Annotated in this window: 13 protein-coding genes; 7 read left to right on the forward strand and 6 right to left on the reverse strand. The window is 68.6% G+C overall.

Annotated features, from left to right (window positions below):
- Positions 1–65: 65 nt before the first annotated feature.
- From N7I30_RS09540 to N7I30_RS09550, 3 genes are all read right to left on the reverse strand, one after another.
- A complete protein-coding gene (locus tag N7I30_RS09540; RefSeq protein WP_498638385.1) occupies positions 66–947 on the reverse strand; it encodes a DUF6064 family protein in 882 nt (293 codons plus the stop codon).
- A 10-nt stretch (positions 948–957) separates the two neighbouring features.
- Positions 958–1902: an aldo/keto reductase gene (locus N7I30_RS09545; RefSeq protein WP_498638388.1), complete on the reverse strand. Its 945-nt coding sequence runs from the start codon at positions 1900–1902 to the stop codon at positions 958–960.
- Between the two features lie 99 nt (positions 1903–2001).
- Complete coding sequence (locus tag N7I30_RS09550) at positions 2002–2313, reverse strand: hypothetical protein (protein ID WP_498638390.1); 312 nt, start codon at positions 2311–2313, stop codon at positions 2002–2004.
- Between N7I30_RS09550 and xylA the strand changes: the two genes are divergently transcribed.
- The 4 genes from xylA to xylB are packed head-to-tail and all read left to right on the forward strand — an operon-like array spanning position 2312 to position 5740.
- Positions 2312–3625 (forward strand): xylose isomerase, encoded by a 1314-nt coding sequence (gene xylA / locus N7I30_RS09555; protein ID WP_498638392.1) that lies wholly within the window; start codon positions 2312–2314, stop codon positions 3623–3625. The two genes, N7I30_RS09550 and xylA, sit on opposite strands and share 2 nt — an antisense overlap.
- Before the next feature lie 39 nt (positions 3626–3664).
- On the forward strand, positions 3665–3862 hold the full coding sequence (locus N7I30_RS09560; RefSeq protein WP_498638394.1) for a type II toxin-antitoxin system HicA family toxin: 198 nt from the start codon (positions 3665–3667) through the stop codon (positions 3860–3862).
- Positions 3859–4257 carry a type II toxin-antitoxin system HicB family antitoxin gene (locus N7I30_RS09565; RefSeq protein WP_498638396.1) on the forward strand — a complete coding sequence of 133 codons (399 nt, stop codon included), beginning with the start codon at positions 3859–3861 and terminating at the stop codon, positions 4255–4257. Before N7I30_RS09560 ends, N7I30_RS09565 begins: the two co-directional genes overlap by 4 nt.
- A 25-nt stretch (positions 4258–4282) precedes the next feature.
- A complete protein-coding gene (gene xylB / locus N7I30_RS09570; protein WP_498638398.1) occupies positions 4283–5740 on the forward strand; it encodes a xylulokinase in 1458 nt (485 codons plus the stop codon).
- Positions 5741–5791: 51 nt separating this feature from the next.
- Here the strand turns inward: xylB and N7I30_RS09575 are convergent, their stop codons facing one another.
- The 3 genes from N7I30_RS09575 to xylF form a co-directional block, all read right to left on the reverse strand.
- Complete coding sequence (locus N7I30_RS09575) at positions 5792–6544, reverse strand: ATP-binding cassette domain-containing protein (RefSeq protein ID WP_498638489.1); 753 nt, start codon at positions 6542–6544, stop codon at positions 5792–5794.
- Between the two features lie 80 nt (positions 6545–6624).
- Entirely contained in the window at positions 6625–7935 is a 1311-nt protein-coding gene (locus tag N7I30_RS09580) for a sugar ABC transporter permease (RefSeq protein WP_188076959.1), read from the reverse strand.
- A 197-nt stretch (positions 7936–8132) separates the two neighbouring features.
- Positions 8133–9176, reverse strand: a complete 1044-nt coding sequence (gene xylF, locus N7I30_RS09585; protein WP_498638400.1) for a D-xylose ABC transporter substrate-binding protein — start codon at positions 9174–9176, stop codon at positions 8133–8135.
- A gap of 185 nt (positions 9177–9361) precedes the next feature.
- Between xylF and N7I30_RS09590 the strand changes: the two genes are divergently transcribed.
- The 3 genes from N7I30_RS09590 to N7I30_RS09600 are packed head-to-tail and all read left to right on the forward strand — an operon-like array spanning position 9362 to position 13739.
- Positions 9362–10582 (forward strand): ROK family protein, encoded by a 1221-nt coding sequence (locus tag N7I30_RS09590; protein WP_498638402.1) that lies wholly within the window; start codon positions 9362–9364, stop codon positions 10580–10582.
- Complete coding sequence (locus N7I30_RS09595; RefSeq protein ID WP_498638404.1) at positions 10582–12009, forward strand: cytochrome c family protein; 1428 nt, start codon at positions 10582–10584, stop codon at positions 12007–12009. The genes N7I30_RS09590 and N7I30_RS09595 overlap by 1 nt, the downstream gene beginning before the upstream one ends.
- Entirely contained in the window at positions 12006–13739 is a 1734-nt protein-coding gene (locus N7I30_RS09600) for an ASPIC/UnbV domain-containing protein (protein WP_498638406.1), read from the forward strand. Before N7I30_RS09595 ends, N7I30_RS09600 begins: the two co-directional genes overlap by 4 nt.
- The last annotated feature ends 60 nt before the right edge of the window (positions 13740–13799 follow it).

The following is a 13799-nucleotide window of genomic DNA, read 5'->3' on the forward strand; positions in this document are numbered from 1 at the left end:
CCGCTCCGGATTCCGCGATCTCCCCGCCGCGCCTGACGACAGGCACGGCGTCGCAGGAGGGTAACCTAACGGCGGGTGAGGGGAAGGGACATTCGCCTTTCGGCGCGGACGCGGACGCGGGCGGCCATGGGGCCTGGCGCAGGGCGCCGGGTGCGGGGCTCATGCGGGCTGGTGGGCAAGAAGGTCGCCGCAAGGCCGCACGGGATGGCTGCGGCCTCGGCTGGCCTGATCGCCGGAAGGGGATCGGTGACGGCGTTGTCGCGCGGACGGCGCGCCGGCAGCAGCAGGACGACCATTCCGACGATCGTCGCAGCGGCCAGGAGCAGCGCCTCGCCCGGCGTTTCGAGGAGCCACAGTGTCATGGCGCTTGCCGCAAGCCACAGCAGTGGCAGCGCGGCGAGTGGCAGGGCCAGCCGCCGATGCGGGACGGTGACGGCGAGAAGGCCGATGGCAACGAGGGCGGTGGGGTCCGGAGCCAGGGCGAACCATTCGAGGCCGTCTGCTGCACGGCCGAACAGCCAGCCGGCCAGCGGATGGACGAAGAGGCCGTGGAGAGCAAAGGCCGTTCCCGCCAGGAGCCGGGGCGATGAAAGGGTGACGCGCGGCTGCGCTGACCGGCCAAGGACGACCGACGCCACGAGAAGCAGGCCGGCCTCGGCAACGAAGGCCCAGCCCGGATAGATCGCGGCCCAGTTGATCGTCGCATAGACGTCGAAGAAGAACAGCCAGGCGGACGCCGCAAAGGCCGCCGCAAGCAGGAGCGCGCTGGCCGGTGAAGCCCAGCGATGCCGTGCGGCCGCGAGCCCGAGGCAGGCCAGCGCTGCCGCTATGCCGACAACCGGTATCGGCCAGGCACGCGCGTTGATCTGGGCGAAGAGATCCCGGTAGATCGTCGCGTCGAACAGCAGGAAGTCCTGCAGGCTGTAGGTGGACAGATCGGCCAGCATGGGAGCGGTCTTAGAGATTGTCGAAGGCGAGCGCCATCTGCCGGCGCTGCGCCGCATCGGGCATCGGCCCGGTCGCGGCGGCCATGTTCTCGCGTAGATGGTCGACGCGGCGGGTTGCCGGGATCGCGACGGTCAGCGCCGGATGCGAGACGATGTATTTCAACAGGAATTGCGGCCAGGTTTCCGCACCGATCTCGCCGGCGACGGCCGGCAGCGGCTGGCCCGCGACGGCATCGATCAGCGCCCCGCGCCGAAACGGCCGGTTGGCGATCACCGCGATGCCGCGTTCGGCGGCCAGCGGCAGCAGCCGCTCTTCGGGCTCCCGGTCGGCCAGATTGTAGGTGAGCTGGACGAAGTCGATCGGCCGGCTTTCCATGATCGCCGCGACCTCCGCGTGGCGGCGGCCATGGGAGGTGGTGATGCCGATATGGCCGATGCGCCCCTCCGCCTTCATCTCGGCCAGCGTGTCGAGATGCCCCTCCCAGCCGACGAGATTGTGCACCTGCATGAGGGCGAGGCGCGGAACGCCCCACAGGCGCTCGGTCTCGGCGATCTGCGCAGGGCCGTCGGAGGGGGAACCCGTCCAGACCTTGTCTGCGGCAAACAGGGTGTCGGGAATACCGAGCTGGCTGAGGCCATGGCCGATGGTTGCCTGGGACGAACCGTACATGGGCGAGGAATCGATCATGCCGCCGCCGGCCTCGAAGAAGGCCTGCATGACGGCCGTTCGCTCGGCCAGCGCTTCGGCATTGTCACCGACATTGAAGGTGATCCATGTGCCGAGCCCGACGACCGGAATGGCGACGCCGCTGGACGGGACGGTCTTCGTCGTGAGGGCGCCGGACCCCGCACCTGCCGCCGGCTGCGCAACGGCGCGGGGCAGGCCGAGCGTCGCGGCAAGGCCGGTGGCGGCGGCGCCGGTCAGGATGGTCCGGCGGTCGAACGAGTGCGGCATGGGATCCTCCGGGCTGGGCATGTCGAGGTGCAACCCGAGGAGAGCACGGAGGTTGCGACGACGCGACCGCTTGCCGCTCACGATTGTCTCAGAGGATCGTCAACGGCCCGGTCCGACCTTCGAAAACCCGCCCGCCGCGAATTTTTGAGGTGCGTACTTCAAAACGCGGCGAGCCTGCGCGATACTGTGCGGGAAGACGCGGCGTGGGGGCTCGCTCGACTGCTCCGCGCCGATCCGGGAGGATGCCATGATGACGGGAGAAGCCGCGTACGCGGCGCGCCATTCGCTCGGCGAAAGCCGGGCGTTCGGGCGGTTGTCGCCGCGTTCTTCCGGGCCGTCGCCTTCCTCTCGCACCTGACACCGCCGCCATTCCCGTGGGCGCAAAGCCCGACCTTCAGGAAGCTGTCCCATGTCCAACACCTCCTTCTTCGATCTCTCGACGCCGGTCGCCTTTGCCGGCGAACAATCCACCGACCCGCTCGCCTTCCGCTTCTACGACAAGGACCGGCAGGTGATGGGCAAGCGGATGGAAGACCATCTGCGCTTTGCCGCCTGCTACTGGCATTCCTTCACCTGGCCGGGCGGCGACCCGTTCGGTGGCGAGACCTTCCTGCGGCCCTGGATGCATGGCGACGATCCGCTGGCGCTGGCCCGCCAGAAGGCCGATGTGGCCTTCGAGATGTTCCGGCTACTGGACGTGCCGTTCTTCAGCTTCCACGACGTGGACGTGGCGCCCGAGGGCGCGTCGCTGCAGGAATCCAACGACAATCTGAAGGCGATCACCGACATCTTCGCCCAGAAGATGGAGAGCCAGAAGGTGCGCCTCCTCTGGGGTACGGCCAATCTCTTCTCCAACCGGCGCTACATGGCCGGCGCGGCGACCAATCCCGATCCCGACGTCTTTGCCTATGCGGCCGGGCAGGTGAAGGCGGCGCTCGACGCCACCCATCGCCTCGGCGGGGCGAACTATGTCTGCTGGGGCGGGCGCGAAGGCTACGAGACCCTGCTCAACACCGACATGAAGCGCGAACTCGACCAGCTCGGCCGGTTCTTCGCCATGCTCGTCGACTACAAGCACAAGATCGGCTTCGAGGGTCCGATCCTGATCGAGCCGAAGCCGAAGGAGCCGACCAAGCACCAGTATGATTTCGACGCGGCAGCGGTCTTCGCCTTCCTGCAGAAATACGATCTCCTCGGCGAGGTGAAGCTCAACATCGAGCAGAACCACGCCATCCTCGCCGGTCATTCCTTCGACCACGAGGTCCGCTACGCCTATGCCAACGACCTGTTCGGCTCGCTCGACGTCAATCGCGGCGACGACCTCCTGGGCTGGGACACCGACCAGTTCGCCATGGATGTGAAGGAACTGGCGCTGGTCTTCCACGAGATGCTGCAGCATGGCGGCTTCACCACGGGCGGGCTCAATTTCGACGCCAAGATCCGGCGCCAGTCGATCGACCCGGACGACCTGCTGATCGCCCATGTCGCCTCGATGGACGCCTGCGCCCGTGGGCTGCTCGCGGCCGAGAAGATGCTGGCCGACGGCGCGCTGACCAAGCCTGTCGGCGACCGCTATGCCGGCTGGGACGGCAGCGAGGGCAAGGCGGTGCTTGCCGGCGAGCGCAGCCTGGAACAGGTCGCCGCACGGGCGCTCGACCTCGACCCGCAGCCCCGCTCGGGCCGGCAGGAATATCTCGAAGGCGTCGTCAATCGCTACGTCTGACGGCTTGAGGATGTCGGGCAATGATGTGTATTCATACACATGGATAGTCGTGACATCCTCGCTGCCCTTCTTGCCGACGGATGGCGCGAGGTCCGTCGGCGGGGCAGCCATATGCAATTGAAGCATCCGACAAAGTCCGGCCTCGTCACGCTGCCCCACCCGAAGCGGGACCTGCCGAGCGGCACCCTGCGAAGCATCGAGAAGCAGGCCGGACTCGTGCTGAGGAAAACCAGATGACCGATTACATCGCGATCATCCACAAGGAGGGGGACAGCGATTTCGGCGTGTCCTTCCCCGACTTTCCGGGCTGCGTGACGGCGGGGCGGACGCTCGACGACGCCCGCACGATGGCGCAGGACGCCCTGGTGCTTCATATCGAAGGGTTGCTGGAGGACGGAGGCGCGCTGCCCGTTCCCTCGTCGCTGGAAACCGTCATGGCTGATTGCGGCAACCGCGAGGGCGTCGCGATCCTCGTGTCGGCGCCGCGTCGCGCCCCGCGCTCGGTCCGGGTCAATGTGACCATCGCTGCCGACGAACTGGCGGAAATCGATGCCTATGCCGCGCGGCATGGTCTGACCCGGTCGGGCTTCCTTGCCGCGGCGGCCCGGCGCAAGCTCGACGAATCCGCATGAACCTGCGGCCAGTGAAGGACGTGACATGAGCAATTATCTCGGCCTCGATCTCGGCACCTCCTCGCTGAAGGCACTGCTGATCGGCGACGACCAGCGCGTCATCGCGTCCGCTTCGGTGCCGCTCAGCGTCGAGCGGCCGCAATTCGGCTGGTCGGAGCAGGACCCCCAGAGCTGGATCGCGGCCTGCGAGACCGCGCTGGGCGAGTTGTCCGATACCCATGGCGCCGAACTCGCGGCGGTGGCCGGCATCGGCCTGTCGGGTCACATGCACGGGGCGACGCTGCTGGGCGCAGATGACGCGGTCCTGCGGCCCTGCATCCTGTGGAACGACACCCGCAGCCACGAGGAGGCCGCCGAACTCGACGACGAGGAATCGCGGGCGATCACCGGCAATATCGTGTTTCCGGGCTTCACCGCGCCGAAGATCGTCTGGGTCGCGCGTAACGAGCCGGAGGTCTTCGCCCGGCTGCGCCGGGTGCTGCTGCCGAAGGACTATCTGCGGCTGTGGCTGACCGGCGAGGCGGTGTCGGAGATGTCGGATGCCGCCGGCACCGCCTGGCTTGACACCGGTGCGCGCGACTGGTCGGCGCGGATGCTGGAAAAGACCGGGCTGGCGATCGACCACATGCCGCGGCTGGTCGAGGGCACGGCAGTTTCCGGCAGCCTGCGCCCCGAACTCGCCGTGCGCTTCGGCATGAAGGAGGGAACGGTCGTCGCCGGTGGCGGCGGCGACAATGCCGCCTCGGCCTGCGGCGTCGGCGTTGCCGAACCCGGCACCGGCTTCCTGTCGCTGGGCACCTCGGGCGTGCTGTTCACCGCCTCGGCCGGCTACGAGCCCGCGCCGGAGACGGCGCTGCACACCTTCTGCCACGCCATTCCCGGCCTCTGGCACCAGATGGGCGTGACCTTGTCGGCGGCCGGCTCGGTGGAGTGGCTGTCGAAGCTCCTGAAGGAGGAGCCGGCGGCGCTGACGGGCGCCCTGGGCGAGACGGTGCAGGCGCCCGGCCGGCTGACCTTCCTGCCGTATCTGTCGGGCGAGCGCACGCCGCACAATGATTCCGAAATCCGCGGCGTCTTCGCCGGGCTGGAGGCCGATACCGGCCGCGAGGCGATGACGCGCGCCGTGCTGGAGGGTGTCGCCTTTTCCATGCGCGATTGCCTGGAGGCCGGCGGCGAAGCGGCGCGTCCGCAGCGGCTGATCGCCGTAGGCGCCGGTTCGCGCTCGGCCTACTGGCTGCAATTGCTGGCGAATGTGCTGGACACGGAGATCGCACTGCCCGAGGCGGGCGATTTCGGCGCCGCCTTCGGGGCGGCCCGGCTCGGCCTCTGCGCGGCGACCGGCGACGATCCGAAAGCGGTGATGACCGAGCCGCCGATCGCCCGGCGTTTGCGGCCGGACAACGCCCACGGTCGGGCCTTCGACGATGCCTATCTGTTCTATCGCCGGCTCTATCCGGCGCTGCGCGCCGCCATGGCGGACTGAAGCGGGATGCATTCGGGCGCGAGAAGCTCCCGCGCCCGATCAAACGACCTGCTATTCGCGCATCGCGCCGGGGCCGGGCGTTGCGCCGGGCGGGCACTTGCCGAGGATGATCATGCCGAGGACCTCGTCCTTGGTGACGTTCTCGGTCCGTGCGCCGCCGACGATCTGGCCATTCTTCATCACCACCACCCGGTCGGCGAGGTCGAAGACGTCGTGGATGTCGTGGCTGATCAGGAAGATGCCGATCCCGTCCTTCTTCAGCTCCTTGATCAGTTCGCCGACCTGCGCGGTCTCCTGCGGCCCGAGCGCCGCGGTGGGCTCGTCCATGATCAGGATCTTGGCGTTGAACAGGATCGCCCGGGCGATGGCCACCGACTGGCGCTGACCGCCGGAGAGCGCCTTCACCGGCTCCTTGAAGCGCTGGAAGTTCGGGTTCAGCCGGCCCATCACCTTGCGGGCCTCGGCCTCCATGGCGCCGTCGTCGAGCGTGCCCCAGGGGGTCAGCATCTCGCGCCCGAGGAAGAGGTTGGCGGCGGCGTCGACATTGTCGGCCAGCGCCAGCGTCTGGTAGATCGTCTCGATGCCATAGGCCTTGGCATCGCGGGGATTGGCGATCGCCGCCGGCTCGCCGCGCACATGGATCTCGCCGGAATCGCGCTTGTAGGCGCCCGACAGGATCTTGATCAGCGTCGACTTGCCGGCGCCGTTATGGCCGAGCACCGCGACCACTTCGCCGGGATAGAGATCGATGGTCGCGCCGTCGACGGCATGGATGCCACCGAAGGCGATCGAGATGTCGCGCATGTCGACCAGCGGCGGACCGCTGCGGTCGACGGGGTCGCTGTGACCGGCGCCGTGGTCGTGGATGGACTGCTCGGTGGCGCTCATGCGGCCCTCCTGCGGTAGACGGTGTCGATCCACACGGCGATGATCAGGACCACGCCGACGACGATCGACTGCAGCGGCGAATCCACGCCCAGAAGCACCATGCCCGACTGCAGCGACTGCATGACCAGCGCGCCGAGCATGGCGCCGATGATGGTGCCGGCGCCGCCGGCGAGCGACGTGCCGCCGATGACCGCGGCGGCGATGACGTAGAGCTCGTCGAGCGTGCCCAGCGCGTTGGTGGCGGCGTTGAGGCGGGCGGTGGAGATCGCCGCGCCGAGGGCGGCGAGGCCGCCCATCAGCATGAACACCTTCATCACCACCCAGCGGGTGTTGATGCCGGCAAGCTCGGCGGCCTCCGGATTGCCGCCGATGGCGAAGACGTAGCGGCCGAAGCGGGTGCGCTGGGTGACGAAGGTCATGACGATGCCGACGACGATGGCGATCAGCACCGGCACGGCGACGCCGTAACCGATATGCAGGCCGCCTTCCGGCACCTCGATGCCGGCGGCCTCGGCGTAGCGGCGGGCGATGGCGGACGGCCATTCATAGGCGTTGAGGACCAGAGCGGCGCCCAGGATGATGATGGTGGTGACGGCGGCGATGGTCACCTCCGCCCAGACAGGTCGCTGCGGGAAGCCGAAGCGCACCCGGCGCTTGCGGGCGAAGACCAGCGAGGCAACGACGGCGATGCAGGCGAGGATGGCGAGGATCCACGTCCAGGTCTCGCCGAGCGAGCCGGTGGCGCCGCCGCCCATCAGCCGGAAGGTGTCGTCGAGCGGGGCGACGGTGCGACCCGAGGTCAGCCACCAGGCGCCGCCGCGCCAGATCAGCAGGCCGCCCAGCGTGACGATGAAGGCCGGCACGCCCATGAAGGCGATGATGTAACCCTGCAGACCGCCGATCACGACACCGACGAGGATGCCGGCGGCAAGGGTGAGAAGCCAGGTGAAGGGGCTGTCGAAGCCGAGCATGCCGGGCAGGATGTTGGCCTGCAGCGCGGCCATGGCCATGCCGGTGAAGCCGAGGATCGAGCCGACCGACAGGTCGATGTTGCGGGTGACGATGACCAGCACCATGCCGGTTGCCATGACCGCGATGGACGAGGTCTGGACCGTCAGGTTCCACAGATTGCGCGGGGTCAGGAAGATGCCGCCGGACAGGACGTGGAAGACCAGCCAGATCACCAGAAGCGCGCCGACCATGCCCAGCATGCGGGTGTCGACCTCGGTGGCCCGGACAAATCGGGACAGGCCGCCTCCCGTCGACGCGCGGGCGCCGACACTGGGTTCGGATGCCGACTGGCTCATGCTCGCCTCCCTGGCGCAATCACGCTGGTGCGGTGCCGGGCGAAAGGGCCCGGGGCAAGGCGTTCAGCGCTGTCCTGTTGGAATGTTGCACCCGATCCGGCCGTGGGGGAAGCGCCGGGCCGAGGACCGGGCGTTCGAGCAGGCCGTGAGGGTGAAAGGCCGCCCCCTGTTGGGGAGCGGCCGTCCTGTCGTCTGGCTTAGTCGCAGGCCGGAACCGAACCGGCGTCGACGCCCTGGCAGACCACGTCCTTCGACACCCAGCCGGCGTCGATGATGGTGTCCAGATTGTCCTTGGTGATCGCCACCGGCTTCAGGAAGATCGCCTGCATCTCGGTGCCGTTCGGGCCACCGGACCAGGATTCGACGCCCTCGACCTCGTTCATGGCCGTGCCGTCGGCGAGATCGATGGCGATCTCGGCCGCGCGCTTGCCCAGCTCGCGGGAATCCTTCCAGACCGAGACAGTCTGCGTGCCGCGGGCGATGCGGTTGAGCGCAGCGAAGTCGGCATCCTGGCCGGAGACCGGCACGGAACCGGCCAGACCCTGGGACTCCAGAGCCGCCACGGCGCCGCCCGCGGTGCCGTCATTCGAGGCGACGACCGCGTCGACCTCGTTGTTGTTGGCGGTCAGGATCTGTTCCATGTTCTGCTGGGCGTTGGCGGGCAGCCAGCCGTCCGTATAGGCCTCGCCGACATTCTTGATCTTGCCGGAATCGATGGCTTCCTGGAGCACTTCCATCTGGCCCGAGAACAGGAAGTCGGCGTTCGGATCGGCCGAGGAGCCCTTGATGAAGGCATAATTGCCTTCCGGCTGGGCCTTCTGGACTTCGCGTGCCTGGATGCGGCCGACTTCCTTGTTGTCGAAGGTCAGGTAGAAGGCGTCCGGGTTCTCGATCAGGCGGTCATAGCCGACCACCGGGATGCCGTTGTTGACGGCGGCCTGCACGGCCGGGCCGATGGCGGCGGAATCCTGCGCCAGGATGATCAGCGCGTCGGCGCCCTGCGAGATCAGCGATTCCACGTCGGTGAGCTGCTTGGAGGCCGACGACTGGGCGTCCGCCGAAATGTAGGTGGCGCCGGCGGCCTCGAGGGCCTCCTTGATGGCCGCCTCGTCGGTCTTCCAGCGCTCTTCCTGGAAGTTGGACCAGGACACGCCGACGGTCTTGCCGTCCTGCGCGGCGGCCGATCCGGCGGCAGCCATCGAGAACACCGCGCCAGCCAGCGCGAGCTTCAGAAACTTCATGATTTTCCTCCCGGCGCCATGGCGCCCGCTTTCCGGTCCCCGGCCCACATCCCGGCCGTCGAGACTTTTTCCAAGCCTCGGAAAAAATCGTGACAGCAATTTTCAGGCGTGTCAACATGACAATAGGGCTATGGCTATCCGCCGAGGAGGGCGGCCGTCCTAGGCCGGGGGAGGAACCAGGGATCATGCTCGCCAAGACCGATGCGGATGCCGTGCGCGTACACAATCGCCGCGCGGTCATCGACCATCTCAGACGCACCGGGATCGCCACCCGCAAGGCGATCAGCGCGGCCACCGGCCTGTCGGTGTCGGCGGCATCGGCGATCACCACCGGCATGCTGCGCGCCGACCTCATCGTCGAGGTCGACGAGGACGAACGCGCCTCGCGCCGCGGCCGGCCCGGCAAGAGCCTCGGCCTGCAGGGCACGGCGGCCACCGTCGCCACCGCCAAGATCGCCGTCGGCGAATTGTCGGTGCGGCTGTGCGACTATCGCGGGGCGACCCTCGGTGCGGCCTCCTGCGAACGCGACATCGCCGATCTCGACCAGAACGGGCTGGTGACGCTGCTGGTGGACCTCCTGCGCGAGGCGGGGACGGCATGCCCCGGTGCGCCACCGCTCCGGCAGATCGTTCTGGCGGTGCAGGGCAAGACCGACAGCAATGCCCGGCGCATCCTGTGGTCGCCGACGCTGAAGGCGCGCAATCTCGAAATCGCCGGCCCGCTGTCGACGCTGACCGGGGCCGAGGTCGGCGTCTTCAACGACTGTTCCCTGATGCCCGAGGCATTCCGCTGGAAGCCCGATTTCGTCGGGCGCGACTTTGCCACCCTGTTCATCGGCTTCGGTGTCGGCATGGGCTTGCGGCTCGGGGGCAGCACGTTTCAGGGCCAACGCTCCTCGGCGGTGGAGTTCGGCCATATCAACCACATTCCCGGCGGCGCGCTCTGCCGCTGCGGCAATCGCGGCTGTGTGGAAGCCTATGCCGGCGACTATGCGATCTGGCGCCGTGCTTTCGGGCGGACCGACGAAATCCCGACACGGCGGATTTCCGACGAGGACATGCACCGGCTGGCGGCGCTCGCCCGCTCCGGCGATGCCGCCGCGCTGGCGGCCTTCGAGGAGGCGGGCACGGCGATCGGCTACAGTCTCGGACGCATGTTCACCCTGATCGACCCGCTGCCGATCGTGGTCACCGGCGCCGGGGCCCACGCCATGGACCTTCTGGAGCCGCCGATCCGCGCCGGCATCGGCGACAGCGCCATCGACGGCGTCGGCGTCGACACGCCCTTCTCGCGGGTCGAGGATGTGGACGAGCTGGTGTTCGAGGCCGCCGCTGCCAAGGCACTGGCGGCCGTGGATGGGGAGTTCGCCGGGGCCGGCGGCGCCGAGACGAGGGAGGCGGCCTGATGCGACATCGTCCTGCGATCCTCGCGATATGCCTCCTCGGCTCGCTGGGCGGACCGCTCGCACCGGCGATGGCGGAGGAGCCGGCCTGGAGCGAGCGCACCATTCGCCAGCGGATCGCCCCCGCGAGGCTGGCCGGGCCCCTGTCCGCGAAGGCCCTCGCGGAGCTGACCGAACAGGGCCGCGCACTGTTTGCAGCGCGCTTCACCATTCTCGATGGGGCAGGGCGCCCCAATGCGACCCAGGCGATCGTGCCGACCCGCAGCCGGCGCCCGTCCGAGCACGCCTTCCAGCGCCTCGCCGGACCCGACGCCAATGCCTGCTCGTCCTGCCACAACGAACCGGTCGCCGGCGGCGCCGGTGGCTTCGTCGCCAACGCCTTCGTGTCGGAAGGCTTCGAGAGCGCCGAGTTCGATACCCTCGATCCGCAATTTTCCAACGAGCGCGGCACCAACCATCTGTTCGGCGCGGGGCTGATCGAGCTCTTGGCGCGCGAAATGACCGTCGATCTGACGGCGGCGCGGGCCGAGGCGCTGAAGGAGGCCCGCGCGAGCGGCAGGGAAGTCCGCCGGAGGCTGACCTCGAAGGGCGTCGATTTCGGACGGATCACCGCGCTGCCCGACGGATCGGTGGATCTCGGCGAACTCGACGGCGTCGACGACGATCTGGTGGTGCGGCCCTTCACCCAGAAGGGGGTGATGACCTCGCTGCGCCAGTTCACCGTCAATGCGCTCAACCAGCATCACGGCATGCAGCCCGACGAGCGCTGGGGCACGCGCTGGACCGGCACGGCGGATTTCGACGGCGACGGGCACGATGACGAGCTCGGCGCAGGCGAGGTCTCGGCCCTGGTCGCCTGGCAGGCGACATTGCCGGCGCCGCGCGAGATCGCGCCACAGGATGCTGCGTGGCGCAAGGCCGCCGCACGGGGGCGCGACGTCTTCTCGGAACTCAGCTGCACGAGCTGCCATCGCCCGTCGCTGCCGCTGGACAGCCTCGCCTTCGCCGATCCCGGTCCGGTCGACACCGCCGGGACGCTGCGCACCGGCGATGTCGAGACGCCGGCCGTCTACGACCTCGCCCTGACCGAGTGGGCCGGGCACCTGCCGCGCGACGCCGAGGGGCGGGTACTGGTGCCGCTGTTCGGCGATCTGAAGCGCCACCGCATTGCCGACACCCGCACCGCCGATCTCGGCAACGAGACGCTGGCCCAGCGCTTCGTCGAGCGCGACGTGTTCATGACCGCCGAGCTCTGGGGGCTGGCCGACACGGCGCCCTACGGCCATCGCGGCGACATGACCACGCTGGACGAGGTGATCCGCGCCCATGGCGGCGCGGCGAGCGCCAGCGCAGCGGGCTATGGCGATCTGGCCGAGGCCGACCGCTCGGCGCTGATCGCCTGGCTGAAGACATTGAGGATCACGCCATGACCGCTCTCCGGAACCCGGCTCGCGGCGGCAGCTTCGGCATCATGGGGGCCGCCCTTGTGCTGCTGGCCTCGGCGGGCCTAGCCCAAGCCGCGGGGCCCGCGGACGCGCCTTTGCCGTTTGCCGGCGACACGCCGCTTTTCCAGGAGGAGGCCAAGGCGGCGGGCATTGCGCACAGCTATGGCGGGCCGTGGGAGTTCTTCGTCGGCGGAGGCGGTGCGGCCTTCGACTGCAATGGCGACCGCTTTCCCGACCTGTTTCTGGCGGGCGGCAAGGGCGAGGCGGGTTTCTACGCCAACCGCTCGCAGGCGGGCGGGCCGCTGGCCTTCGAGAAACTGGCGCAGGACATCGACCCGAAGGACCTTGCCAATGTGACCGGCGCCTATCCGCTGGATATCGATCAGGACGGTCACGAGGATCTGGTGCTGTTGCGCGTCGGCGCGAACCTGCTTCTGAAAGGCGGGCCGGAATGCCGCTTCGAGAAGGCGAATTTCGACTGGAGTTTCGATGGTGGACGGGCCTGGACGACGGCCTTTTCGGCGATCGTCGAGCCGGGGGCGACCTATCCGACCCTGGCCTTCGGCAATTACGTCGACCGCGCCGCGCCGGGCTCGCCCTGGGGCACCTGCGCCGACAATGTGCTGCTGCGTCCCCGCGAAGGGGCCGACGGGCAGCCGGACTATTCCGAGCCGACTGCGCTCAGTCCCGGTTTCTGCGCCCTGTCGATGCTGTTCACCGACTGGAACCGCTCCGGCCAGCCGTCGCTGCGGATCACCAATGACCGGCAATATTACCGTGGCGGCGAGGAGCAGCTCTGGCGGGTCGAGCCGGGCCAGGCGCCGCGGCCCTATCGCAAGGCCGATGGCTGGCAGCATCTGACCATCTGGGGCATGGGCATCGCCGAGGGCGATGTGGATGGCGACGGCTATCCCGAATATGCCCTGACCTCGATGGGCGACACCAAGCTGCAATTTCTCGACCGGGAGTTCGAGGACGCGCCGACCTATCGCGACGAGGCCTTCGAGCGGCGGGCGACGGCGCACCGGCCCTATACCGGCGATCAGGGCCGGCCCTCGACCGGCTGGCATGCGGGCTTTGCCGATTTCAACAACGACACGGCGCTCGATCTCTTCATCGCAAAGGGCAATGTCGAGGCGATGCCGGATTTCGCCGCCTACGATCCGGACAATCTCCTGATGGGCGGCTTCGACGGCCGCTTCACCGAGCGCGGCGAGGCGGCGGGACTGGCCCTGCCGACCAAGGGGCGCGGCGCCCTGCTGACCGACTTCAATCTCGACGGCGCCGAGGACATTCTGGTGGTCAATCGCGGCGGGCCGGCCAGCCTGTTCCGCAATCTCGGCGGAAAGAGCGATTTCGGCACGCGGCCCTTGGGCAATTTCCTACAGGTCGCGCTCAGCCAGAAGAGCGGCAACCGCGCGGCGCTCGGCGCCAAGCTGTCGGTGAAGATCGGCACGGTCTCGCTCAACCGGACGATCCAGGTCGGCGGAGGCCACGCCTCGGGCACTTCCGGCTTCGTGCATCTGGGGCTTGGCACGGCCGAACGGGCGGAGATCCGCGTGCAATGGCCGGATGGCGAATGGAGCCATCCCTACCGGGTCTTCGCCAACAATTTCGTGCTGATCGAGCGCGACAAGCCGGCAGCGCGGTACTGGTATCCCGACGCCGACCGCCCCGCCTTCTCGCCGGCGACCACGGCGGCAGCGCAGCGATAGCTGCCTAGATCGCCTTGGCCTGAGGCGATCGGACGCGGTTTCGTGATGCAACGGTCATCG

Source organism: Aurantimonas litoralis (assembly GCF_026153195.1).
Taxonomy (GTDB): Bacteria; Pseudomonadota; Alphaproteobacteria; order Rhizobiales; family Rhizobiaceae; genus Aurantimonas; species Aurantimonas coralicida.